This window comes from Halomonas sp. H33-56, assembly GCF_040147035.1.
GTDB classification, from domain to species: Bacteria; Pseudomonadota; Gammaproteobacteria; order Pseudomonadales; family Halomonadaceae; genus Halomonas; species Halomonas litopenaei.
The window spans coordinates 3,708,749-3,730,707 of sequence record NZ_JAMSHP010000001.1 but is presented as its reverse complement, the minus strand read 5'-3'; the positions used below and the strand labels follow the sequence as shown (position 1 = coordinate 3,730,707).

The window sequence follows — 21,959 nt, the reverse complement described above, 5'->3', positions numbered from 1 at the left end:
TGACGCCACCGCGGCGCTAGAGTAGTTGATGCGTTCTGTATACAAAAATAAGTAATGAGGTGTTCGATGATTCGCAAAGTTGGATACATGGCGGCGCTGTGTGGTCTCTCGCTTTCGCCTTCCCTGGCCGTGGCGGATGCCTTCGAGGTGGCCATGCTATTGCCGGGGCAGAAGGATGACGGCGGCTTCATGGAGGCGGGTTACCGTGGACTCGAGCGCATCGAGGCCGAACTTGGCGCCGAGATCAGCTACGAGGACGGGATAGCGCCGGAGCCCGACGCGCTTGAGGCCGCCCTGCGGCGATTGGCGGATGCCGGGCCGGACCTGATCATCGCCCACGGCGGTCAGAATTCCGAGGCGGTGATGACGGTGGCAGGGGACTATCCCGAGGTGCTGTTCTCCGTCACCCAGGGGGATGTCACCGGCGACAATGTGTCGAGCTATGAGGTCCTTCAGGAGCAATCCGCCTGGCTCGCCGGTGCAGCGTCGGGTCTGCTGACCCAAAGCGGCGTGGTGGGCCATATCTCGGGGATTCGCGTCACTCCGGGTCTCAAGGGTCGCGGGGGCTTCTACCACGGTCTGCAGCATACCCGACCGGACGCCGACTTCCTCACCATCTTCGCCGGCGATCAGGACGATGTGTCACTGGCCCATGACGTGGCCAGCGCCCAGATCGAGGCCGGTGCCGATATCATCTTCACCATGTTGAATGCAGGTCGCCAAGGGGCCATCGAGGCGATGCAGGAGGCCGAAGGCGTTTGGCAGTTCGGCAATGTGCGCGAGTGGCATGAGGACTACCCGGAGGTGTTCGCCGGCTCCGCCATCGCCAACGTGTCCATGGCGGGTTTTGTTGCTGCCGAGGCGGTCAAGCAGGGCAGCTGGAGCTCGGGTGAGGTGGTGCGTATCGGCCTGGATAACCCGGAGGCGGTGAGTCTGTCGCTGGCGCCCTGGGTCGAGGACGACATCGTCGCCGAACTCGATCGCCTCGCCGCCGAGATCGTCGAAGGAAGCATCGAGGTACAGACGTCCTACGACGGCGAGGAATTCTCTCTGTAGCAGGGGCAAGTCTCTCGCTGCTCAATGATGGATCAGCTCCACGCAAGAAGGCGGCCGCAAGGCCGCCTTCTTCGCTGTGTGTCGGGTTCCTGCCCGGTCCATCGATCCGGTCAGCCCATCAGCAGGGCACTGGCCATCCCGCCACCAACCACCAGCAGCACAAACAGGATCAGGGCGAGCAGAAAGGGCTTCACGCCGAGCGCCTTGAGGCGCGACATCCGGGTGTTGATGCCAAGCGCGGCCATGGCCATGGTCAGGGCGATCTGGCCGGCCAGCACCAGACCCGAGTGCAGGGGCGCGGGCAGGGTGATGACGCTGTTGACGCCGACCATGGCGATAAAGCCGAGGGCAAACCAGGGGATCACCAGCTTGGCCTTGTGTGCGCCCTGAGCGCCGGCCTCGGCGCCTTCCTGGGTCGGCTGACGCAGCCACCATTGGCCGACCACCAGCAGGAAGGGCACCAGCAGCATCACCCGCACCAGCTTGACGATGACCGCGTTGGCCAGGGCATCCGGGCCGACGGCGTCGCCGGCGGCGACCACCTGGGCCACCTCATGCACGGTAGCGCCGATATAGACCCCGAACAGTCCCTCGTCCATGCCCAGCCACGGATACAGCAGCGGGTAGGTCAGCATGGCCAGGGAGCCGAACAGCACCACCGTGGCCACCGCCATGGACGCCGCTGCCGGCTTCGAGCGAATGGTCGACTCGGTGGCGAGCACCGCAGCGGCGCCGCAGATGGCGCTGCCGGCACTGGTCAGCAGGGTGGTCTCGCGATCCATGCCGAGCACCCGGGTGCCGATCTGGTAGCCGACCAGCAGTACCGCGGTGATGATCAGCGCGTCCAGCAGCAGCACCTTGGGCCCGAGTCCGACCACCTGAGCGAAGGTCAGCGACAGGCCGAACAGCACGATGCCGCCGCGCAGCAGCCAGCGGGTAGCGAAGGCGAGCCCCGGCTGGGCGCCCTCGACGGTGCGCTTGAGCGGCAGATTGCCGACCACGATGCCCAGCAGCAGGGCGAACACCAGCGGACTCACGCCTGCGTCGGCGATACCGGGCAGTCGGCTGATGGCCTGCCCGGCCAGCGTCAATAGTGCGCATAGCGCAAGTCCTTGCCACATGAGCGGATCTCCTCTTCGTGTCAGGGTATCGCCGCTACCGGCTCGTCTGGGTGGAGCCTGAGGCGTCGGTTCGATAGGGAGATTCTAGGCGTGGATATACCAGATGATTATCGTGTAATAACGAAACCTGTTATAAGCTGAGCCGATATAGGAGCCGTTTTCGTTTCCCCGCCATCTTCCCTGCAACCGTCGAGCACCGTGATGAGTTTCTCGCCAGACAGTCCCACCCGCTCCCATATCACCCTGCGCCAGCTCGAGGTCTTCGTGGCGGTGGCCCGGCTGGGAACCGTCAGCGCCGCGGCCAGACAACTGAGCCTGTCCCAGTCGGCGACCAGCCAGGCGCTGGCGGACCTGGAGCGTCAACTTGGTGTCACCCTGTTCGAACGCCCGGGACGGCGGCTTGGCCTGAACGACATGGGCCATCGACTGCTGCCGCGCGCCGAACAGCTGCTGGATGATCTGGGCGAGCTGATCGCCGCCGCCGAGGAACCGGGAGACGAGCTCCACGGCAGCCTGGCGATCTCCGCCAGCGCCACCATCGGCACCTATCTGTTGCCGCCGCTGGCTGGGGAGTTCGGCGGACTGCATCCGGGGGTCGACCTGCGCCTGCGACTGCGCAATACCGGCGAGGTGATCTCCGAGGTACAGCGCTTCGACGCCGACCTGGGGATGATCGAGGGGCGCTGTCACGAGCCAGGGCTCGCCAGCGAAGTGTGGTGCGAAGACCATATGGTGATCGTCTGCGCGCCCGGGCACCCTCTGGTGGCCAAGGGCCGGGTCGAGGACGCTGATCTGGTCGAGCAGTCGTGGATCCTGCGCGAGATCGGCTCCGGCAGCCGGGAGGTACTCGAGGCGGCGGTGCTGCCCCGGGTGCCGAGGCTCAAGGTACGCATGGAGCTGGGACAGCACGAGGCGATCAAGCAGGCCGTGGCGGCGGGCCTGGGACTGGGTTGCCTGTCGCACCTGAGCGTGCGGGGAGAGCTCGAACGAGGGGAGTTGCTGGCGCTGTCACATGACCTGCCGCTGACCCGCCACTTCTCGCTGGTGTGGCATCCGGACCGCTACCGCAGCCCGGCCTGGCAGGCCTTCAAGGTCTTCTTGATGGAACAGAGAAGCCGTTTCGCGCTGCCGGCGCAGGACGCCTAGAGGATCTGGGCGTTGCCGTTCCACAGCAGAATGGCGGCGATCACCGCGAAGTGGGCCTGGGGGTATCAAGAGCAGGCGAGCCACCTTGGCGGGTTCTCTGGGCGTTGCCGGTACCGTTACATGATCTGGGCGTTGCCGGTCCATAGCAGGATGGCGGCGATCACCGCGAAGTGGGCGGGATACCATGCGAGCCACATCCGCCGCGGCATGACGATGCCGGGCGCGCGGCATAGCCGGTGAGCACCAGCGGCCAGCAGCAGTACCGCCAGGACCGTGGCCACGGTCACCGACTTGGCCATGTCGGAGCTGTTCATCATGCCTGCCACCAGCAGCAGCGGCAGGCAGCCGACCACCGCCAGCAGGCGCGAGAGCAGGGCGTCGTCGGTACGATGGAGCTGGCCCATGCCGAGCATGAAAAACGGCACCAGCAACAGGCCATGGTGGCCGTATTCGACCCAGAAGCCGGCAAAGTACCAGCCGGTTGCCACGCCGAGGGTTTCCAGCGCCAGGCGTACATGGCCGAGCTCTCCGGCTTCCTGTCGCCGGGTCAGTTGCTCAAGCCAGTGGCCGGCCATCAGCCCGAGCGCCAGGGTAAAGCAGATGTTGAGCTGAAACAGCGCCTCGCGGGGCATCAGTTGGTAGGGTAACTGGGCCAGCAGACCGATGATCATCACCCGGCGTGCGTAGCGCAGCGGATCACGGGTATTGAATAGCCCGTGCCAGGCGACCATGCCGGCGAACAGCGGAAAGGCGATACGGCCCACGCTCGAGTCGACCCAGCCAAGGTGCCAGGCGTCGGTGGCCAGGTAGCGTGCCAGGTGGTCCAGGGTCATGGTGACAAGCGCGATCCACTGGCCCCAGCCGGTCCAGTGGGAGGACGGTCGTTCGTGGTAGCTGGCGCTGGCGACGTAGGTCATCGGACTTCCCTGTTGTTCGGCTTGCCAGGGTAGACTTGTGCCGGGCCGACAAGTTCCGCAGGAGTCAGAGTAGAGCTTCGACACCGACCAGGATCAGCACCGGGTCAAGGATCGCTGCGACAGCCCCTGCAAGAGCCGACAACAGCGCCGAGACAATAACAACATCACCACCGAGGAGACGCCATGAAGAATGGCTTCGGCTTCGACCTGCGCAGTATGGAAATCTTCGTCGAGACCCTGGAACGCGGTAGCCAGAGCGCCGCCGCCGAGGCGCTCGGCCTGACCCAGTCGTCGGTGTCGCATTGTCTGGCGACCCTCGAAGAGAGCCTGGGGCTGGCGCTGTTCGAGCGCCGCTCGCGGCCGCTGGAACCCACCAGCGCCGGACGCTTCTTTTATGACCGTGCCCGCCGTCTGCTGGGCGAGGCCCGGGATACCCGCCGCGAACTGATCACCGGCGCCTTTGGTCAATTGCATCAGATGCGCCTGGCGCTGGTAGATTCGCTGGCCACCGCCGTGGGCAAGCCGCTGATCGATGTCATCCGCCGCCACACCCGTGACTACACCCTGACCACCGGGCTTTCGCACATGCACGGCCACTCGCTGCTGACGCGGCACGTGGACGTGATCATCTCCGACGATCGGCTGGAAAACTACGATGGCCTGGAGCGTCACAGGGTGCTGGACGAGCCCTTTGTGCTGGTGTTGCCGGCGAGCTGGACGGGGCCTGCTGACAATCTGCGCTGGCTATCGCGTCAGCTCGACTTCGTGCGCTATGTGCCACAGTCGCTGATCGGCCAGAGTATCGAGCGCCACCTGCGCCTGGCCGGAGTAGAGCTGCCGGCGCGGCTGCACCTGGACAATACCTGCGCCTTGCTCAAGGCGGTGAGCGACGGCGTCGGCTTTACCGTGACGACCCCGCTGTGCCTGTATCAGGCGGGGCTCGATCAGCTCAGGGTGCGCATCGAAGCGCTGCCGCTGGCGCCGCTCAAGCGCTCGTTGACGCTGGTCGCCAGGCGCGACGAACTCGGTGGCTTGCCTGGACAGCTGGCGCGGGACGCCCGCCGCCTGCTGGACGGCGACTTTCGTGCCACGCTCACCGAGGAGCTGCCCTGGGTCGAGGAGCAGATCGTCACTTCCGTCTGAGGATCTTCCCGGCGATGGCCAGTTGCATGGCCGGTTTCGGTGCAGTGGCTGCTTTTCTCTGCACTTTGCTTGAGCAGTATCGAAAGCTTCGATAGTCATCACGTCGTTGAAGTCGATGCAACTGGCACGTCCGGCCAGGCTGGGCCAAGACTCAGGAGATTCCTCTTGTGTCCGGGAGCGCCCATGCCGGCAGCCATTCGTCTCTACGTCCGCTACGTGGACCGATTCAATCGGCGTATCGGTCGTATCGTCATGTACCTGATCTTCGTGATGATCGGGGTCCTGCTCTATGCCTCGCTCTCGCGCACCCTGTTTGATCGGCCGTTGATCTGGGGCGTCGAGGTCTCTCAGTTCCTGATGGTCGCCTACTTTCTGCTGGGCGGCGCCTACTCCATGCAGCTCGACGACCATGTGCGCATGGATCTCTTCTATACCCGACTGTCGCCACGGGCCAAGGCCATGAGCGACATCCTGACCATGCTGCTGTTGCTGGTGTTCCTCGCCACCCTGCTGGCCGGCGGCATCTCCAGCACCAGCTACGCGATCAAGTACGGCGAGACCAACTACAGCTCCTGGGCGCCGCCGCTGGCGCCGATCAAGATCATCATGACCCTGGGGGTAGCGCTGATGCTCGCCCAGTGCCTGTCGACCCTGTTCAAGGATATCGCCGTGCTGAGAGGACACCCGCTCGAGCAGACCGAGGGGGAGAAGGACGGCAGGGAAGAGCAGGACCGGAAGGACGGGGAGGGCGATCAATGAGCCATGAAATGATCGCACTTACGCTGCCCTTGTCGAGAGCGTCGATGATGTTGCTGTTTCTAAGCCAGAGCCAGGGACGGAGGGCGATCGATGAGCCATGAAATGATCGCGCTTATGCTGCCCTTGTCGAGAGCGTCGATGATGTTGCTGTTTCTAAGCCAGAGCCAGGGACGGAGGGCGATCGATGAGCTATGAAATGATCGCGCTGACGATGTTCTCTTCGATGATGTTGCTGCTGTTGACCGGACAGCGGGTGTTCGGCGTCATCGGCTTCGTCGGCGCGGCGGCGGCGCTCTTGCTGTGGGGCGATGGCGGCATGGAGATGCCGTTCAGCGCTGCCATCCAGTTGATGAACTGGTATCCGCTGTTGACCCTGCCTTTGTTCATCTTCATGGGCTACATGCTGTCGGAGTCGGGCATCGCCTCCGAGCTCTACGAGATGTTCCACGTATGGATGGGCGGGCTCAAGGGCGGGCTCGCCGTGGGTACCATCGGGCTGATGGTGGTGGTCTCGGCGATGAATGGACTGAGTGTGGCCGGCATGGCCATCGGTGCCACCATCGCCCTGCCGGAACTGCTGCGCCGGGGCTACGACAAGATCATGGTCACCGGGGTGATCCAGGCCGGAAGCTCGCTTGGCATCCTGGTGCCGCCCAGCGTGGTGCTGGTGCTCTACGGCATGATCGCGCGACAGCCGGTCAGCCAGCTATGGCTGGCCGGAGCCATCCCCGGGTTGATCCTGGCGGCGATGTTCGTCATCTACATCGTGGTGCGTTGTCGCCTGCAGCCGAGCCTGGGCCCGGCGCTGCCGCCGGAGGAGCGCAACCTGTCCACCGCCGACAAGCTGAAGCTTCTGCGCGCGGGCATTATGCCGCTGGCGATCTTCTTCTTCATGACCGGGCTATTCGTGATGGGCGTCACCAGCCTGGTCGAGAGCGCCGCGGTGGGGGCGCTGTCGGCGACCCTGGCGGCGGCGTTCAAGCGCCGTCTGACGCTGGCGGTGATCGAGACCACGGTGCGCCGCTCGCTCGGCATCACCTGCATGTTCATGTGGATCATCCTGGCGGCGCTGTGCTTTGGCGCGGTGTTCGACGGTCTCGGCGCGGTGCGCGCCATCGAGTCGGTATTCCTCGACCAGTTCGGCCTCACCCCCTGGCAGATCCTGGTGATGATGCAGCTGTCTTACATTCTGCTGGGCATGTTCCTCGACGACACAGCCATGCTGGTGATCGTGGCGCCGCTGTACGTGCCGCTGGTGATCACCCTGGGCTTCGACCCGATCTGGTACGGAGTGCTCTACACCATCACCGTGCAGATCGCCTACATGACCCCACCGTTTGGCTACAACCTCTTTCTGATGCGCGCCATGGCCCCGCCGGAGATCAGTCTCGGCGACATCTACCGCAGCGTCTGGCCATTCGTCGCCATCATGCTGGCGGGGCTTGCGCTGATCACCGCGTTTCCCGAGCTGGCGCTATGGCTGCCGGGTCTGTTCAGGGACTACTGAGGCAGGACTGTCGCGGTCTTGGCCCGGCAGGCAGGGATGTGAAGCAAGGAGCTTTAAAGAAGGCAGGAGAAGACGACCACAGGCGTCCTTTACGGACGCAACGTCAGGCAACAACAACGAAAACGGGAGAGAACGGATGACCAATCGTCGCGACTTCCTCAAGAAGGCCGGTGTCGCCACCGCCGCCACCGTGGGGGCGGGCACCCTGGCCGCCCCCTACGTCCACGCCCAGTCGAAGACGCCGATCCGCTGGCGACTGCAGACCTATGCGGGGCCAGCCCTGGCGGAGCACGTGATCAAGCCCTCCATCGAGGCCTTCAACAAGGCCGCCAACGGCGAGATGGAGATCGAGCTGTACTTCTCCGACCAGCTGGTGCCCACCGGCGAGCTGTTTCGAGCGATGCAGCGGGGCACCATCGACGCGGTGCAGAGCGACGACGACTCGATCAATGCTCCGGTCGATGTCTCGGTGTTCGGCGGCTACTTCCCGTTCGCCTCGCGCTATAGCCTGGACGTGCCGACCCTGTTCAACCACTACGGCCTCAAGGAAATCTGGGAGGAGGCCTACGGCGAGATCGAGGGAGTGACCTGGCTCGGCTCCGGCAGCTGGGACCCCTGCAACTTTGTCACCCGGGAGCCGATCCGCAGCATCAAGGACCTGGAGGGCAAACGGGTCTTCACCTTCCCCACCGCCGGGCGCTTCCTGACCCGCTTCGGGGTGGTGCCGGTGACCCTGCCGTGGGAGGACATCGAGGTCGCCATGCAGACCCGTGAACTCGACGGCATCGCCTGGGCCGGCATCACCGAGGCCTACACCGTGGGCTGGGCGGACGTCTCCAGCTACTACCTGACCAACAATATTTCCGGCGCCTGGGCCGGCTCCTACTTCGCCAACAGCGAGCGCTGGAACGAGCTGCCGGATCACCTGAAGACACTGTTCAGAATGTGCATGGACAGCTCTCACTACTATCGTCAGCACTGGTACTGGTGGGGCGAGGCCCACTACCGCACCCAGGGCGGCAAGCTGGAGCTGACCTCGATCCCGGAAAGCGAGTGGCAGACCATCGAGGACGAGGCGCTGAGCTTCTGGGACGAGATCGCAGGCCAGAGCGAGCGCAACGCCAAGGTGGTGCAGATCCTCAAGGACTATCGTCAGACCATGCAGCAGGCGGGACCTCCCTACCGCTTCAGCTGACACTCACGGTAGATATCGGGCGTTGCGGGCCGGCTCGGCAATCAAGGTCGGCCCGTTGTTTCTTCGCCCTTGTTCCTTCGCCCATGAGGAGGGTGATCGATGTCAGGACTCAATCCCAGGGACGTGCGTACGGCGGATGACGCCCGCCGGGTGGTCGAGGCGCGCAACCTCTCCCACGTCAAGATCGGTTTCCTCGATCTGGACGGGGTGATGGTCGGCAAGTACATGCACCGTGACAAGTTCTTTGCCGCCCTCGACGGCGGCTTCGCCTTCTGCGATGTGGTGCTGGGCTGGGACAGCAAGGACGAGCTGTACGACAACACGCGCTACACCGGCTGGCACACCGGCTATCCCGACGCCCAGTTGCGCGTGCTGCCGGAGAGCTGTCGCGAGGTACCCTTTGAAGGCGACATGCTGCTGTTCATGGCCGAATTCACCGAGCGGGCCGAGGCGATCTGTCCGCGTGGCCTGCTGCGGCGAGTGCTGGGCCGGGCCGCCGAGATGGGCTTCTCGGTACACGGCTCGCTGGAGTATGAATTCTTCATGTTCCAGGAGACGCCGGAATCGGTGCGCGAGAAGGGCTTTCGCAACCTGCGTCCGCTGACCCCGGACATGATGGGCTACTCCATGCTCAGGAGTTCGGTGCATGCCGAGCTCTACCACGAGCTGCTGGAGCTGTCCCAGCGCATGGACTTCCCCATCGAGGGGCTGCACACCGAGACCGGGCCAGGCGTGCTCGAGGCCGCCATCGGCGTCGACGAGGCGCTGGCCGCCGGCGACAAGGCGGCGCTGTTCAAGACCTTCACCAAGGTGTGGGCCCAGCGACGCGGCCTGATGGCCACCTTCATGGCCAAGTGGTCGCCGGACTATCCCGGCCAGAGCGGCCATATCCACCTGTCGTTAAAGCACCTCGAGAGCGGCGAGTCGGCTTTCTACGACGCCGACGCCGAGCACTCCATGAGCGCCATCCAGCGTCACTTCGTCGCCGGCCAGCAGCGGCTGATGCCGGAGTTTCTGGCCATGTTCGCCCCCACCATCAACAGCTACACCCGGCTGATTCCCGGCTTCTGGGCGCCGACGGACGCCACCTGGGGCGTCGAGAATCGCACCACCGCCCTGCGCGTGATCCCCGGCAGCGCCAAGTCCCAGCGGGTCGAATACCGGCTCGGCAGCGCCGACGCCAATCCCTACCTGGCGCTGGCCGCGGCCATCGGTGCCGGCCTTTATGGCATCGAGCAGGGGCTCGAGCCCGATACCGCGGTTACCGGCAACGCCTACGAGCTCGACCATCCCGAGCACCAGGCGCTGCCGCGAACCCTGTGGGAGGCGGCCCAGCGGCTCAAGGCATCGACGCCTGCGCGCGGGCTTTTCGGCGACGACTTCGTCGAGCACTTTGCCGCCACCCGGGAGTGGGAGGAGCGCGAATTCCGTCGGCATATCACCGACTGGGAGCTCGATCGCTATTTCGAGATTATCTGACGCGGATGCCCGGCATCCCGGCATCCCGGCATCCCGGCATCCCGCCAACCGACAGACGAGAGAACTGCATGGCCATTCAACAGACGATATCGCCGGTGGACGGCTCGGTGTACGTGGAGCGCGAGCAGGCCGGCGCGGCCGAGATCGAAACGGCCCTGGCCCGCGCGGTCGAGGCCCAGCAGGACTGGCGCGAACGTGACGTCGCCGAGCGCTGCCGCCTGTGCAGTGCGATGGTGGACGCCTTCGTCGCCCGGCGCGATCAGCACGCCGAGGAGCTGTGCTGGCAGATGGGCCGGCCCATTTCTCAGGGCGGCGGGGAAATCGGCGGCTTCGAGGAGCGCGCCCGGGCGATGATCGCCATGGCGCCTGAGGCGCTCGCGCCGCTGCGCCTGGCCGACAAGCCCGGCTTTACCCGCTATATCCGCCGCGAACCGCTGGGCGTCTCGCTGATCGTCGCGCCCTGGAACTTCCCCTACATGACCGCGGTGAACGCCGTGGTGCCGGCGATCCTCGCCGGCAATGCGGTGATCCTCAAGCACTCCGCCCAGACCCCGCTGTGTGCCGAGCGCATGGTCGAGGCCGCCCGAGAGTCGGGTATCCCCGAGGGGGTGTTCCAGTACCTGCATCTGAGCCACCAGGCCACCGAGTCCCTGATGGGTGACCCTCGCATCGACCATGTGTCCTTCACCGGCTCGGTGGGCGGTGGTCGCACCGTCGAAGCCGCCACCGCCGGGCGCTTTATCGCCACGGCGCTGGAACTCGGCGGCAAGGACGCCGCCTATGTGCGTGCCGACGTCGACCTGGACAGCGCGGTGGAAGGGGTGATGGACGGCGCCTTCTTCAACTCGGGCCAGAGCTGCTGTGGCATCGAGCGGATCTATGTCGAGCGCGCCATCTTCGATGACTTCGTCGAACGGGCGGTGGCCTGGCTGAAGCAGCTCAGGCTCGGCAACCCCTGCGACCCGTCCACCAGCCTGGGGCCGGTGGTCAAGCCCGCCGCCGCTGACTTCGTACGGGGCCAGGTGGAGGCGGCGGTGGCCGCCGGCGCCCGCGCCTGGATCGACCCCGGCGAGTATCCGCTGTCGCGCCCCGGCAGCGCCTATCTGGCGCCACAGCTGTTGACCGGGGTCGACCACAGCATGGCGGTGATGCGCGAGGAGAGCTTCGGCCCGGTTGTCGGGGTGATGGCGGTGGACGGCGACGACGAGGCCATCGCCTTGATGAATGACTCCGAATTCGGCCTGACCGGGGCGATCTTCACCCGCGACCTGGTCGCCGGCGAAGCGCTGGCTGCGCGGCTTCAGGTCGGCACCGCCTTCGTCAACCGCTGCGACTATCTGGATCCGGAGCTGGCCTGGACCGGCGTCAAGCATTCGGGGCGCGGCTGCTCGCTGTCGCGGCTCGGCTTCGACAGCCTGACCCGGCCCAAGTCCTTCCACCTGAAACACGCCTGAGGCAACCATGAGCGATATCAGCCGCTACACCACCAGCTGGAACTACCCCTCGGCCATCCTCACCGGCGCCGGTCGAATTCGTGATCTGCCAGCGCAGTGCCGAGAGCTTGGCATGACGGCGCCGTTGTTGATCACCGATCCGGGGCTCGCGGCGCTGCCGATGGTGCGCGAAGTGCTCGATCACTGCGCCGGCGAAGGACTCAGGGCGGGGCTGTTTGCCGAGATCAAGGGCAATCCCACCGGTGCCAACGTCATCGCCGGCGTCGACGCCTTCCGCCAGGGTGAGCACGACGGCGTGATCGCCTTCGGCGGAGGCTCCGGACTCGACGCGGCCAAGGCGGTGGCGCTGATGGCCAATCAGCGCGACGGCCTGTCGCTGTGGTCGCTGGAGGACGTCGGCGACAACTGGAAGAACGCCGACGGCGACGCCATCGTGCCGCTGGTGGCGGTGCCGACCACCGCAGGTACCGGCTCGGAGGTGGGACGCGCCTCGGTGATCACCGACGAGGCCGAGCGGGTCAAGCGCATCATCTTCCACCCCGGCATGGTGCCGGCCCGGGTGATCCTGGACCCGACCCTGACCGTGGGCCTGCCCCCTGCGGTTACCGCCGCTACCGGTATGGATGCCCTGTCCCACTGTCTGGAGGCCTGGTGCGCGCCGGGCTATCACCCCATGGCCGAGGGCATCGCGGTGGAGGGCATGCGCCGGGTCCGTGACTATCTGCCCCGGGCCTACGCCCACGGCGACGATCTGGAGGCCCGGCTCAACATGCTGGTGGCATCGAGCATGGGCGCCACCGCCTTCCAGCGGGGGCTCGGCGCCATGCATGCCCTGGCCCATCCATTGGGGGCGCTGTACGACGCTCACCATGGCACCTTGAACGCCATCCTGATGCCCTATGTGCTCAAGGCCAACGAGCGCGCCATCGGCGAGCCCATGGTGCGCCTGTGTCGCTATCTCGATATCCGCCAGCCGGGCACCTCAAGTGCCATCGACTGGGTGCTCGAGCTGCGTGAGCGGCTCGCGATCCCCCACGACCTGGCGGCCATCGGCATCGACGACGCCGAGGCGGTGAAGATCGGCGAAATGGCGGTGGTCGACCCGTCCGCGGCAAGCAATCCCATCGCCTTTACGGCCGAGGACTATCAACGCATCTTCCTGGCGGCCCAGCAGGGCCGGCTATAGCGCTTGGAATAGCGCCCGGCCCCGCCCGATGACGTAGCCCTGGCGGCGCCCGGGTCGTCTCTGGCAAGGTGGCCGGCCAGCGTCAAGGGGGTACTGGTGATGGAGAACATCATGCGAATCGGTCTACTGCAGTGCGACGACGTGGCGCCGGAGCTGATCGACGCCCACGGCAACTATCCGGCCATGTTCGAGGCGCTGCTGGCGCCGGCGGCCTTTTCTCTGGGGGTCAGCCTCGAGTGGCAGGTCTACCGCTGCCTGGACGGCGAGATTCCCGATGACGTCGAGGCAGTGGACGCCTGGCTGACCACCGGCTCGAAGTTCGGGGTCAACGACGGCCACGCCTGGATCGCCCGGCTCGAGGACTTCGTGCGCGCGCTCTATCGCGCGGAGAAGCCTCTGGTGGGGGTGTGCTTCGGCCATCAGTTGATCGTCAAGGCGTTGGGCGGCGAGGTGATCAAGAGTCCCAAGGGCTGGGGCGTGGGGCTTTCCAACAATCGGGTCGGCGAGCGCGAGCCCTGGATGACCCCCTGGCAGCATGACCTCGATCTGCTGGTCAGCCATCAGGATCAGGTCGAGACGCTGCCCGAAGGCGCCTCGACCCTGGGCGGCAGCGGCTTCTGTCCCCACTACCTGATCCGCGTCGGCCGCTGCTTTCTTGGCGTCCAGGGCCACCCCGAGTTTCGCCCCGACTACTCCCGCGACCTGATGCACCTGCGCCAGGGCCTGGTCGGGGAAGAACGGGTACGCCAGGGCCAGGCCTCACTGGCCGGACGTATCGACGACGGCGTGATGGCCGAGTGGATACTGCGTTTCATGCGCGAGGCGATGGCGGTCAGGGAGGGGTGACGAGACGCAAGATGGAGGCCATTATTTGGTGGTGGCAGCCAAGGCACCTGGCAAGCATTAGTTTCGGCAACGAGTGCGTTGTGGGAGAACGAACCTTCTTGTCCTTTTTTTGTCCATACATTTAAAGCATGATCATCGACTTCGATCCGGGGAAGAGCGCTTGGAATGCCAGAGTGCGCGGCCTGCCCTTCAGCGAGGTGTTTCATTTCGATTGGGAAGGGGCGCTACTGACCGAGGACAAGCGCAACGATTACCCGGAGCGTCGGTTTGTTGCCATCGGGATGATCGGTCAGCGGGCCCACGTGGTGTGCTTCACGCCGATTGAAGGTGGAATTCGCGTCATCAGCTTGAGAAAGGCCAACGCTCGGGAGGTGCGGCGCTATGACAAGGCGACTCACGGACAGGACAGGTGAGGTCCGGGAACTCACCGATGAGGATATCGAACGTATGCGCCCCATGGATGAGGTGTTGCCTGCAAACCTCAAACGGGCCATCGGACAGCGGGGGGCGCAACGAACGCCGACGAAGGTGAAGACGTCGATCCGTCTGTCTCGGGACGTCATTGACCACTTCAAGCAGGGCGGTGATGGCTGGCAGCGCCGCATCGACCAGGCCCTGAAACAGTATATTCGAGAACATGGTAGCGATTGAGGTCTGGCCGCCAAATAGCTGGCGGACGCGCCAGGCCAGGCCTCGCTGGCCGGACGCATCGACGACGCCGTGATGGCAAAGTGGAGACTGCGCTTCAATCAAACCGCTGTCTGAGTATCCTCAGCCCGTTGCCGACGACCAGCAGGCTCGAGCCCAGGTCGGCGAACACCGCCATCCACAGGGTGGCGTGGCCGGTCAGCGCCAGGGCCAGGAATACCGCCTTGATGCCGAGCGCCAGGGCGATGTTCTGGATGAGCAGGCGGCGGGTGCTGCGGGCCAGGTCGATCAGCCGTGGCAGGCTGGCCGTGTCGTCGTTCATCAGCGCGATATCGGCGGTTTCGATGGCCACGTCGCTGCCTGCCGCGCCCATGGCGATGCCGATGTCGGCCCGGGCCAGCGCCGGGGCGTCGTTGATGCCGTCGCCGACCATGGCGCACACACCGCGGCGGGACAGCGCGTCCAGGCGCGCCAGCTTGTCCTCCGGCAACAGCTCACCGTAGGCCTCGTCGATGCCGGCTTCACGAGCGATGGCATCGACCCTGGCCTGGGCGTCGCCGCTGAGCATGCTGACGCTCACCCCCTGGCGATGCAGGCGCTCGATGGCTTGGCGGCTGGTGCTGCGCAGGGCGTCCCTGACCGCGAAGTAGGCCAGCAGCCGATCGTCGCGCCCCAGCCAGACGATGCCGGCGTCGTCGTTGTCGGCGTCACCGCTGGTCAGCTGGGCCTGGCTGACCCCCATCTCGCCGGCCAGGCGGGCGTTGCCGAGCCACACCGTCGCACCGCTATCGGCCTCGCTTGCCACCAGACCACGACCGCCGCGCTCCTCGACACCTTCCAGTGACACCGTAGGCTGAGAGCCCAGCCCCTGCACCAGGGCGCGGGACACCGGATGGTTGGAGCGCTCCGCCAGGGCGAGGGCCAGGCGCTGTCCCTCGGCGTCGCTGCTGTCACCGAGCGCAGCTGAGCGCACCAGCCGTGGCTTGCCCTCGGTCAGGGTGCCGGTCTTGTCCAGCGCCAGGTGGGTGAGTCGGGTGGCCTGCTCGAGAAAGACCCCGCCCTTGATCAGGATACCCTGGCGTGCGGCGGCACCGAGGCCGCTGACCACCGTTACCGGGGTGGAGATCACCAGCGCGCAGGGGCAGGCGATGACCAGCAGCACCAGGGCGCGGTAGACCCCGTCGAGCCAGGGGCCGAGGCCGAGCAGTGGCCAGCCCAGCGCGACCAGCCCGGCCAGCACGAACACCACCGGGGTGTAGATGGCGGCGAAGCGATCGATGATGCGCTGCGTAGGCGCACGACGGGACTGGGCTTCTTCCACCGCGTGGATGATGCGCGCCAGGGTGGTGTCATTGGCCCGCCGGGTGACGCGGTAATCGAAGTCGCCGGCTAGGTTGATGGAGCCGGCGTAGACGCTCTCGCCGAGGGAGCGATCACGCGGCAGACTCTCGCCGGTGATCGGCGCCTCATCCAGGCTAGGGTCACCGCGCACGATCTCGCCGTCCAGCGCCAGACGCTCGCCGGCGTGTACCCTGACCAGATCACCTATGGCGACGTCGTCGGCGTCGATCTCGCGCCACTCGCCGGTGCCAGACTCTCCTTCATCCAGCACCCGTGCCCTGGGCGGGGCCAGGTCGAGCAGCCCGGAGATGGCCTGGCGCGCGCGTGCAAGCGACCTGGCCTCGAGGTGCTCGGCCAGGGTGAACAGCACGATCACCATGGCCGCCTCGGCCCAGTGGCCGATCAGCACAGCGCCGGTCACCGCTACGCTCATCAGCGCATTGATGTTGAGGGTGCCGTGGCGTAGCGCCACAAGGCCCTTCTTCCAGGTGGGAATGCCGACCAGGGCGATGGCGACTATGGCCAGCAGCGGCGTAAGCCAGCCAGCGGTCAGCCCGAGCCAGCCGATGGCCTCGGCGCCCAGGGCCAGAATGCCGGCCAGCGCGAGGCGCCCCCAGGGCGTCGTCGTGGTGCTGCGGGAATCATCGGTGGCATCCGCGCCTTGGTCATCCTCGAAGCGAGGCGTCATGCCGGTATCGCGGACACGGGCGGTCAGGGCGTCGCGATCGACACCCTGGTGATGGACGACCAGACGACGCTGCATCAGCTGGAAGCTCAGTGCCTCGACCCCGGGAAGATCGGCCAGCGCCTTTCTGAGCACGCCTTCTTCGGTGGGGCAGCACATCTCGTCGATGGTCAGCGCAAGACGGCTGGCCGAAGGGGACGCTTCGCTGCTCTGTGGGGTGTCGGCAGTCTCGGCTGCCCCGCAGCAGGTACTGGTTCCCGCCGGCCTGGTTTCGCTTGTTGTTTCGTCTCTAGTTTCGGTCTTGGTTTCAGTGCGGGGCGTGGCACTGGAGGCGCAGCAGCCGGCCTTGCTCGTACTTTTCGCGCTGCGCTCTTCAGGGGAATCTGCCATCTTGGGGGAATCTACCATCCTGGGAACTCCACTCGGGTCTCTGAGTCAGAGTTGACACCCTGTAGTCACTATAGGGTCAAGGGCTGGCACGAGACAGTCGATGCCTGGCCAGAATGGACGGACGTTTGGCGAGAGGAAAACCCATGAAGATCGGCGAGCTGGCAAGACGCAGCGGGGTCAAGGTGGAGACGGTGCGCTACTACGAGCGCGAAGGACTGCTGCCCGAGCCTGCGCGCAGCGAGGGCAACTATCGACTCTATCGTGAGGCCCACGCCGAGCGCCTGGACTTTATCCGTCACTGCCGCGCCCTGGACATGACGCTGGACGAGATCCGCGCGCTGCTGGTCTGTCAGGACGATCCCGAGCAGCCCTGCGAGGAGGCCGACGCCCTGATCGAGGCGCACCTGGGGCACGTCGAGCAGAGGATCGCTCAGCTCTCCAGGCTCAAGGTCGAACTGGAAGGCCTGCGCCGTCGCTGCGCAGGCCAGGGCAAGGTCGGCGAGTGCGGCATCCTCAATGAACTGTCCCAGCCGGTCGATCCCCCCGAGACGCTGGAGCATGCCCACGTAGGTGGCGTCCATCCGCGGCGTTGAGCCCGGCTGGCGCAAGCCCGCGTCTCCCCTTGCAGAGAGCCCGGACAGGACACCTGGAGCCGGACACGACAGCGCCGCCCCGAGGGGCGGCGCTGGTGGGTGCTGTGATGCGATGGCCTGGTTGGCGTTGTCAGACGACGCGCATCAGGCCTCTTCGGTGCGCCTGGGCAGTACCCAGTCCTTGCGCGGGAAGTGGCAGGTGTAGCCATGGGGAATGCGCTGCAGGTAGTCCTGGTGCTCGGGCTCGGCCTCCCAGAAATCCCCCACCGGCTCGACCTCGGTGACCACCTTGCCGGGCCACAGACCCGAGGCTTCCACGTCGGCGATGGTGTCGAGCGCTTCACGCTTCTGCTCCTCGTCCACGTAGTAGATGGCCGAGCGGTAGGACATGCCACGGTCGTTGCCCTGACGATTGGGCGTGGTCGGGTCATGGATCTGGAAGAAGTACTCCAGCAGCTTGCGATAGCTGATCACGTCGGGATCGAACAGGATCTCGATACCCTCGGCGTGGGTGCCGTGGTTACGATAGGTGGCGTTTTGCACGTCGCCACCGGTGTAGCCGACCCGGGTGTACTCGACCCCTGGCAACTGGCGAATCAGATCCTGCATGCCCCAGAAGCACCCGCCTGCGAGAACTGCGCGTTGTTGTGCCATGTTCAGACCTCCTCGACTTGATTCAGATATTCGCCGTAGCCCTCGGCTTCCATGTCATCGCGATGGATGAACCTGAGCGACGCCGAGTTGATGCAGTAGCGCATGCCTCCCTTGTCCCTGGGGCCGTCGTTGAAGACGTGACCCAGGTGGCTGTCACCGTGGGATGAGCGCACCTCGGTGCGGATCATGCCATGGGACGAATCCACCAGCTCGTTGACGTAGGCCGGCTCGATCGGCTTGGTGAAGCTGGGCCAGCCACAGCCGGACTCGTACTTGTCCGACGAGGCGAACAGCGGCTCGCCAGAGACGATGTCCACGTAGATGCCGGGCTCCTGGTTGTGCAGGTGCTCCCCGGTGCCGGGACGCTCGGTGCCGCTTTCCTGGGTGACCCGATACTGCTCGCGGTTCAGTCGGGCGATGGCCTCGGGTGACTTTTCATAGCTTTTCATGGGCTCTCCTCGTGGGTGGGGGAGACGCAGGCTCGGCGCGATGGCTTGCCATCAAGGTTACACGCCAGCTTGCGGGACCGTAATCAGTCGTGGTGATGGAGAGATCCTTACACGCCTAACGATTCGTGTCACGCCGATGCAGGCATTGGCCCAGCGCCCAGACCTGGTCGATCGCCCAGTCATCGTCGCCGAGCACCAGCAGATCGGCGTCCTGACCGACCGCCAGACGTCCCTTGCGCTTGAGCCCGAGGGCGTCTGCGGCGTGGGTGCTGGCGAGGCCTACGGCGACCTCCAGGGCGATGCCGTGGTCGTTGACGCACTCGCCCAGTACCTCGAACAGGCTGTCCAGGCGGCCAGCCTCGAGGCCGACGAATCGCCCCTCGGCGTCAAAGCGGGGCAGGGAAGCGTTGGCGTCGGAGGACAGGCTGATGCGCGAAGGGTCGACGCGGGCCTTGAGCGCCCTGGCGGCGGCCTCGGAGGCCGGCACCTCGCCGTCGGCCAGAAGCTCCTGCGTGGTGCTGGTGGTGAAGTCGATCCGCCCGCCGTCCCGGGCGAAGCGCAGGCCATCCTCGAACAGCGCCGCGGTGCGGTTGATGTGGGTCGGCATGAACTGGGCGATGGGCAAGGCCGTGGTGCGTGCTACCTCACGCAGGATCTCCAGGCCACCTTCGGCGTCGCCGGTGTGGATGAAGACGATCCCGGACTTGCCGGCGAGCATTCCTGCGGTGCGGCTCTCGGAGGCCAGCCGAGCAAGTTCATGGGCGCTGGGCTGGGAGCCGCGATGGTCGCTGATGGCGACCTCACCGACGCCGATGAACTCGGGGATATGGACGATATCCTCGGCCACCGAGCCGGTCAGGGTCACCGGCGGCAGCTGGTAGGAGCCGGTGTAGGCGTAGCAGCTCAGGCCGCCGGCGGCGAGCTCGCGTACCTTGCCGAGCAGGTTGGCCGGCGTGCGGGTCAGGGCGTCGGTGCCGAGCGCCCCCACCAGGGTGGTGACGCCGGAGGCGATGGCATCCTCGAGGCGGAGCTCGGGGGTGCGGGTGCCAAAGCCGCCTTCGCCACCACCGCCGGTCATGTGCACCAGTGGATCGACCAGGCCAGGGATGACCCGCCGGCCCTCGAGGTCGTGTACCTCGAGGCCGGGAAAGTGTTCATCGACGCTGGCCTCGGGCTCCAGCACCGCCGCGATGCGGCGGTCGGTGATCAGCAGGTGCTTCAGGCCCATCGCGGCAGGGGCGTAGAGGCGGGCATTCTTCAGAAGGATCAGCATGGCGGCTCCCGAGACAGGGCCGGCCCTGGGGCAGGCCGGCCTGAACGATAAAGGGCAACGTTCACAGTTTGACGTCGTAGCTGAAGTACTCGTTCATGATCTCGTCGTAGGTGCCGTCTGACTTGAGCTCAGCCAGGGCCTCGTTGAAACGTTCGGCGAGTTCACGGTCGCGCTTGCGGAAGGCCACGCCGACGCCCTGGCCGAAGTAGGTCTCGGGCTCCTTGATGAAGTCGCTGATGCGCACGAAGTCGCTCTGCTCGGTATCGATGTCGATCATCGCCTCGGCGATCGGGTAGTCCATGAAGGTCAGGTCCAGGCGGCCGGCACGCAGGTCGGCGACCACGTCGTCGGCACTGGCGTAGCGGCGTACTTCGAGCACATCGCCGTACAGGTCGGTGACGTAGCGATCCTGCAGGGTGGCGCGCTGCACGCCGACGCTCAGGCCTTCGAGGCTGGCCTTGTCGGCGATGTCGATGTCGCGGCCGCGCGGCGTGATCCAGGCGCTCGGGGTGGTGTAGTAGGGCTCGGAAAACAGCACCTGGCGGCTGCGTTCCTCGGTGATCGCCATGGACGACATGATGGCGTCGAACTTGCGCGCCATCAGCGCCGGGATCATGCCGTCCCAGGGCTGCTCGACCCAGGTGCACTGGATCTCGAGGCGCTCGCAGACGGCGTTGCCCAGGTCGATCTCGAAGCCGGTCAGGGTACCGTCGGCGGTCTTGTACTCGAAGGGTTCGTAGGGCACATCGACGGCCAGGCGAAGCGGCTCTTCGGCGAGTGATGGGCCTGCGCCGATCATCAGCGCGGACAGGGCGGAGGCCAGCAGAAGGGGGGAACGATTCATGGGGATTTCCTTGGACAAGAGTGAATAACCACAGAGTAGGACCCCTGCAACGATGCATCAGCAGGGAGCTGCCGACAGACAGGGCAATGTCGCCAGGGGAGGGCGAACAAGCAGAACTTTCAAGGCATTGGAGTATGCGCAGGGGACGCTATTCGTCGAACCATTCGCTCAGGGCAAAGCCATCCAGCCAGGGCAGCCGGGGAAGGGACTCTGCGAAGATGGGGAGCCAGGTCAGGGGCACGAAGATGTCCTGTCGCTTCAAGGTGCTGTCGAGTGTTCTAGCGAGTGCTACAGCAAGTGTTCCAGCGAGTGCCGGTGGTGACACCGGACCCAAGAGGGTCCGGCGCGGTGCCTGCTCGAGGCGTTGGCTCGGGCAGGACTTGGTTTTTCAGCAAGATACTTATTCAGCGAAAGCTTATTCGGCAAAGACTTATTCAGCAAAGTACTTGGCATGAATCTCTTCGTAGGTGCCGTTGTCCTTCAGGGTGGCGAGCGCCTCGTTGAAGGCCTTGGCCAGGTCCTCGTCACGCTGACGGAAGGCGATGCCGAAGCCGTCACCGAAGTACTCCTTGGGCTCGGTAATCTGCTCGCCGACCACCTTGTAGTCGCCTGCCTCGCTGTCCAGCAGGGTCGACTTGCCGACCGGATAGTCGAGGAAGCCGATGTCGACGCGACCGGAGTCCATGTCCAGCACCAGGTCGTCGGCGGTGGCGTAGCGGCTGACATCGGCCACGTCGCCGTACAGGTCGGTGACGTAGTTGTCCTGCAGGGTGCCACGCTGCACGCCGATGGTCAGACCCTCTAGGGACTCGACGTCAGGGTTGCCCATCTCCAGGTCGGTCGGGGCGAACCAGGCGGACGGCGGGGTGAAGTAGGGGTCGGAGAACAGCACCTGCTCACGACGCTCGTCGTTGATGGTCATGGAGGACATGATGGCGTCGTACTTGCGCGCCATCAGGCCGGGGATGATGCCATCCCAGCCCTGAACCACCCACTCGCACTGGATGCCGACTTCAGCACAAAGAGCGTTACCCAGATCGATGTCGAAGCCGGTCAGCTCGCCGTCGGGGGTGCGGTATTCCATCGGCTCGTAGGGCACATCGACGCCGATGCGGATGTCACGAACCTCGGCCTGGGCGGTAGAAGCGAGAACCGCGGTGCCGATCAGGCCAGCGGTAAAGAGCTTGCGCAGTGTCATATAGGTAAACCCTTGTTATTGATAAGCGGGTGTTGATGCGATGGGAGGGCGTCTTGTGGACGCATACCATCACCT

At 65.6% G+C, this 21,959-nt stretch carries 21 protein-coding genes; 13 read left to right on the top strand and 8 right to left on the bottom strand.

Features of this window, described 5'->3' with window-relative positions; genetic code table 11:
• Positions 1–66 precede the first annotated feature (66 nt).
• Positions 67–1,056 carry a BMP family protein gene (locus NFH98_RS15915; protein WP_348827009.1) on the top strand — a complete coding sequence of 330 codons (990 nt, stop codon included), beginning with the start codon at positions 67–69 and terminating at the stop codon, positions 1,054–1,056.
• Positions 1,057–1,166: 110 nt separating this feature from the next.
• On the opposite strand, the gene NFH98_RS15910 is transcribed toward NFH98_RS15915, so the two are convergent.
• Complete coding sequence (locus NFH98_RS15910; RefSeq protein WP_108132395.1) at positions 1,167–2,177, bottom strand: YeiH family protein; 1,011 nt, start codon at positions 2,175–2,177, stop codon at positions 1,167–1,169.
• Positions 2,178–2,378: 201 nt separating this feature from the next.
• On the opposite strand from NFH98_RS15910, the gene NFH98_RS15905 reads away from it, so the two are divergent.
• Positions 2,379–3,323: a LysR substrate-binding domain-containing protein gene (locus NFH98_RS15905; protein ID WP_045992807.1), complete on the top strand. Its 945-nt coding sequence runs from the start codon at positions 2,379–2,381 to the stop codon at positions 3,321–3,323.
• 116 nt (positions 3,324–3,439) lie between these two features.
• Here NFH98_RS15905 and NFH98_RS15900 read toward each other — a convergent pair whose 3' ends face one another.
• Positions 3,440–4,240: a TraX family protein gene (locus NFH98_RS15900; protein ID WP_108132396.1), complete on the bottom strand. Its 801-nt coding sequence runs from the start codon at positions 4,238–4,240 to the stop codon at positions 3,440–3,442.
• Between the two features lie 183 nt (positions 4,241–4,423).
• Between NFH98_RS15900 and NFH98_RS15895 the strand changes: the two genes are divergently transcribed.
• The 10 genes from NFH98_RS15895 to NFH98_RS15850 all read left to right on the top strand — a co-directional run bounded on the left by NFH98_RS15895 (position 4,424) and on the right by NFH98_RS15850 (position 14,460).
• Complete coding sequence (locus tag NFH98_RS15895; protein WP_045992806.1) at positions 4,424–5,383, top strand: LysR family transcriptional regulator; 960 nt, start codon at positions 4,424–4,426, stop codon at positions 5,381–5,383.
• A 183-nt stretch (positions 5,384–5,566) separates the two neighbouring features.
• Positions 5,567–6,142 carry a TRAP transporter small permease subunit gene (locus NFH98_RS15890; RefSeq protein ID WP_348827008.1) on the top strand — a complete coding sequence of 192 codons (576 nt, stop codon included), beginning with the start codon at positions 5,567–5,569 and terminating at the stop codon, positions 6,140–6,142.
• A 184-nt stretch (positions 6,143–6,326) separates the two neighbouring features.
• Complete coding sequence (locus tag NFH98_RS15885; RefSeq protein WP_045992804.1) at positions 6,327–7,649, top strand: TRAP transporter large permease; 1,323 nt, start codon at positions 6,327–6,329, stop codon at positions 7,647–7,649.
• 136 nt (positions 7,650–7,785) lie between these two features.
• Positions 7,786–8,844: a twin-arginine translocation signal domain-containing protein gene (locus NFH98_RS15880; RefSeq protein WP_348827007.1), complete on the top strand. Its 1,059-nt coding sequence runs from the start codon at positions 7,786–7,788 to the stop codon at positions 8,842–8,844.
• Between the two features lie 99 nt (positions 8,845–8,943).
• Positions 8,944–10,323: a glutamine synthetase family protein gene (locus tag NFH98_RS15875; RefSeq protein ID WP_348827006.1), complete on the top strand. Its 1,380-nt coding sequence runs from the start codon at positions 8,944–8,946 to the stop codon at positions 10,321–10,323.
• 68 nt (positions 10,324–10,391) lie between these two features.
• Positions 10,392–11,777: an aldehyde dehydrogenase family protein gene (locus NFH98_RS15870; protein ID WP_348827005.1), complete on the top strand. Its 1,386-nt coding sequence runs from the start codon at positions 10,392–10,394 to the stop codon at positions 11,775–11,777.
• Positions 11,778–11,784: 7 nt separating this feature from the next.
• On the top strand, positions 11,785–12,963 hold the full coding sequence (locus NFH98_RS15865) for an iron-containing alcohol dehydrogenase (protein WP_185696393.1): 1,179 nt from the start codon (positions 11,785–11,787) through the stop codon (positions 12,961–12,963).
• A 111-nt stretch (positions 12,964–13,074) separates the two neighbouring features.
• Positions 13,075–13,809, top strand: a complete 735-nt coding sequence (locus NFH98_RS15860) for a glutamine amidotransferase-related protein (protein ID WP_108132551.1) — start codon at positions 13,075–13,077, stop codon at positions 13,807–13,809.
• 128 nt (positions 13,810–13,937) lie between these two features.
• Positions 13,938–14,222 carry a BrnT family toxin gene (locus NFH98_RS15855; RefSeq protein WP_348814766.1) on the top strand — a complete coding sequence of 95 codons (285 nt, stop codon included), beginning with the start codon at positions 13,938–13,940 and terminating at the stop codon, positions 14,220–14,222.
• Positions 14,191–14,460, top strand: coding sequence for a BrnA antitoxin family protein (locus tag NFH98_RS15850; RefSeq protein WP_108132401.1), 270 nt, complete (start codon positions 14,191–14,193; stop codon positions 14,458–14,460). Before NFH98_RS15855 ends, NFH98_RS15850 begins: the two co-directional genes overlap by 32 nt.
• 94 nt (positions 14,461–14,554) lie before the next feature.
• Here NFH98_RS15850 and NFH98_RS15845 read toward each other — a convergent pair whose 3' ends face one another.
• Positions 14,555–16,891, bottom strand: a complete 2,337-nt coding sequence (locus NFH98_RS15845) for a heavy metal translocating P-type ATPase (RefSeq protein WP_349622939.1) — start codon at positions 16,889–16,891, stop codon at positions 14,555–14,557.
• A gap of 125 nt (positions 16,892–17,016) precedes the next feature.
• Between NFH98_RS15845 and cadR the strand changes: the two genes are divergently transcribed.
• Complete coding sequence (cadR, locus tag NFH98_RS15840; protein WP_045992798.1) at positions 17,017–17,466, top strand: Cd(II)/Pb(II)-responsive transcriptional regulator; 450 nt, start codon at positions 17,017–17,019, stop codon at positions 17,464–17,466.
• Positions 17,467–17,610: 144 nt separating this feature from the next.
• Here cadR and msrA read toward each other — a convergent pair whose 3' ends face one another.
• The 5 genes from msrA to NFH98_RS15815 all read right to left on the bottom strand — a co-directional run bounded on the left by msrA (position 17,611) and on the right by NFH98_RS15815 (position 21,884).
• Complete coding sequence (gene msrA / locus NFH98_RS15835) at positions 17,611–18,120, bottom strand: peptide-methionine (S)-S-oxide reductase MsrA (RefSeq protein ID WP_045992797.1); 510 nt, start codon at positions 18,118–18,120, stop codon at positions 17,611–17,613.
• A gap of 2 nt (positions 18,121–18,122) precedes the next feature.
• Complete coding sequence (msrB, locus tag NFH98_RS15830; protein WP_108132402.1) at positions 18,123–18,569, bottom strand: peptide-methionine (R)-S-oxide reductase MsrB; 447 nt, start codon at positions 18,567–18,569, stop codon at positions 18,123–18,125.
• Positions 18,570–18,684: 115 nt separating this feature from the next.
• Positions 18,685–19,842 carry a beta-aspartyl-peptidase gene (gene iadA, locus NFH98_RS15825; RefSeq protein ID WP_222515995.1) on the bottom strand — a complete coding sequence of 386 codons (1,158 nt, stop codon included), beginning with the start codon at positions 19,840–19,842 and terminating at the stop codon, positions 18,685–18,687.
• Between the two features lie 61 nt (positions 19,843–19,903).
• Positions 19,904–20,686 (bottom strand): transporter substrate-binding domain-containing protein, encoded by a 783-nt coding sequence (locus NFH98_RS15820; RefSeq protein ID WP_222515994.1) that lies wholly within the window; start codon positions 20,684–20,686, stop codon positions 19,904–19,906.
• A gap of 430 nt (positions 20,687–21,116) precedes the next feature.
• Positions 21,117–21,884: a transporter substrate-binding domain-containing protein gene (locus NFH98_RS15815; RefSeq protein ID WP_371931862.1), complete on the bottom strand. Its 768-nt coding sequence runs from the start codon at positions 21,882–21,884 to the stop codon at positions 21,117–21,119.
• Between the last annotated feature and the right edge of the window lie 75 nt (positions 21,885–21,959).

What these genes read in the sequence shown, in the direction of transcription:
- NFH98_RS15870 (WP_348827005.1), top strand. Translation starts at nt 10,392, where the DNA reads ATGGCCATTCAACAGACGATATCGCCGGTGGACGGCTCGGTGTACGTG.
- NFH98_RS15845 (WP_349622939.1), bottom strand. Translation starts at nt 16,891, where the DNA reads ATGGTAGATTCCCCCAAGATGGCAGATTCCCCTGAAGAGCGCAGCGCG.
- NFH98_RS15895 (WP_045992806.1), top strand. Translation starts at nt 4,424, where the DNA reads ATGAAGAATGGCTTCGGCTTCGACCTGCGCAGTATGGAAATCTTCGTC.
- NFH98_RS15880 (WP_348827007.1), top strand. Translation starts at nt 7,786, where the DNA reads ATGACCAATCGTCGCGACTTCCTCAAGAAGGCCGGTGTCGCCACCGCC.
- NFH98_RS15905 (WP_045992807.1), top strand. Translation starts at nt 2,379, where the DNA reads ATGAGTTTCTCGCCAGACAGTCCCACCCGCTCCCATATCACCCTGCGC.
- NFH98_RS15885 (WP_045992804.1), top strand. Translation starts at nt 6,327, where the DNA reads ATGAGCTATGAAATGATCGCGCTGACGATGTTCTCTTCGATGATGTTG.
- NFH98_RS15815 (WP_371931862.1), bottom strand. Translation starts at nt 21,884, where the DNA reads ATGACACTGCGCAAGCTCTTTACCGCTGGCCTGATCGGCACCGCGGTT.
- NFH98_RS15900 (WP_108132396.1), bottom strand. Translation starts at nt 4,240, where the DNA reads ATGACCTACGTCGCCAGCGCCAGCTACCACGAACGACCGTCCTCCCAC.
- iadA (WP_222515995.1), bottom strand. Translation starts at nt 19,842, where the DNA reads ATGCTGATCCTTCTGAAGAATGCCCGCCTCTACGCCCCTGCCGCGATG.
- NFH98_RS15850 (WP_108132401.1), top strand. Translation starts at nt 14,191, where the DNA reads ATGACAAGGCGACTCACGGACAGGACAGGTGAGGTCCGGGAACTCACC.
- NFH98_RS15910 (WP_108132395.1), bottom strand. Translation starts at nt 2,177, where the DNA reads ATGTGGCAAGGACTTGCGCTATGCGCACTATTGACGCTGGCCGGGCAG.
- cadR (WP_045992798.1), top strand. Translation starts at nt 17,017, where the DNA reads ATGAAGATCGGCGAGCTGGCAAGACGCAGCGGGGTCAAGGTGGAGACG.
- NFH98_RS15890 (WP_348827008.1), top strand. Translation starts at nt 5,567, where the DNA reads ATGCCGGCAGCCATTCGTCTCTACGTCCGCTACGTGGACCGATTCAAT.
- NFH98_RS15820 (WP_222515994.1), bottom strand. Translation starts at nt 20,686, where the DNA reads ATGAATCGTTCCCCCCTTCTGCTGGCCTCCGCCCTGTCCGCGCTGATG.
- NFH98_RS15855 (WP_348814766.1), top strand. Translation starts at nt 13,938, where the DNA reads ATGATCATCGACTTCGATCCGGGGAAGAGCGCTTGGAATGCCAGAGTG.
- NFH98_RS15915 (WP_348827009.1), top strand. Translation starts at nt 67, where the DNA reads ATGATTCGCAAAGTTGGATACATGGCGGCGCTGTGTGGTCTCTCGCTT.
- NFH98_RS15875 (WP_348827006.1), top strand. Translation starts at nt 8,944, where the DNA reads ATGTCAGGACTCAATCCCAGGGACGTGCGTACGGCGGATGACGCCCGC.
- NFH98_RS15865 (WP_185696393.1), top strand. Translation starts at nt 11,785, where the DNA reads ATGAGCGATATCAGCCGCTACACCACCAGCTGGAACTACCCCTCGGCC.
- msrB (WP_108132402.1), bottom strand. Translation starts at nt 18,569, where the DNA reads ATGAAAAGCTATGAAAAGTCACCCGAGGCCATCGCCCGACTGAACCGC.
- NFH98_RS15860 (WP_108132551.1), top strand. Translation starts at nt 13,075, where the DNA reads ATGCGAATCGGTCTACTGCAGTGCGACGACGTGGCGCCGGAGCTGATC.
- msrA (WP_045992797.1), bottom strand. Translation starts at nt 18,120, where the DNA reads ATGGCACAACAACGCGCAGTTCTCGCAGGCGGGTGCTTCTGGGGCATG.